1 protein-coding gene is annotated in these 613 nt (G+C 40.8%); it reads right to left on the bottom strand.

Going from position 1 to position 613, the window contains the following annotated elements:
- Nucleotides 1-613 (bottom strand): reverse transcriptase N-terminal domain-containing protein (locus N0824_RS19800; RefSeq protein ID WP_199224937.1); only part of this gene is annotated, 613 nt, incomplete at both ends.

The following is a 613-nucleotide window of genomic DNA, read 5'->3' as shown; positions in this document are numbered from 1 at the left end:
TTGTTTTATGTCTCTTTTCAGGGAACTTGGACAATGAATTTTGGACAGTAAAAAGTTGTGATTAATTCGGTCAAAACACTTGGCAATATCGGCATCTAATACAAAGTAGCTACCTTGATTAATGGTGATGTATATCCTTGATATTGCGTCATGGGCAGACCTTCCCGGTCGGAAACCATAGCTGGTTCCTTCCATTTTTGATTCCCATTCTGGTTCAAGTGCCGATTTAATCAACGCTTGTCTAGCTCTGTCTTTGATGGTTGGTATTCCTAATGGACGTTTTTCGTCCCTACCGGGTTTAGGAATCCATACCCTTCTTAACGGTTTTGCTTTCAGTGTTCCCTTGATTTCTTCGGTTAGATTTAGCCTTTGTTCTGGAGATATTACTATCTTCCCATCAACTCCTGCTGTTTTCTTTCCTTGATTATCTTGGGTTACTTTGCGAACTGCTAATAGACGAGCGTAGTACGATTTCACCAATAGACGTTGCAACCTTCTAACCTTTGCATCCTGTCCCGATTTAGCCGCTTGGTATATCCTCTTTTGGAGCTTGAAAACGTATCTTTGGATTTTCCCCCAATTGATAGCTTTCCATACATTCGTAGTCTTAGTG

The organism is Microcystis sp. 0824 (assembly GCF_003112475.1).
Taxonomy (GTDB): Bacteria; Cyanobacteriota; Cyanobacteriia; order Cyanobacteriales; family Microcystaceae; genus Microcystis; species Microcystis aeruginosa_C.
Note: the sequence above shows the minus strand (reverse complement) of the source record. Positions and strands in the feature narration are given on the sequence as shown.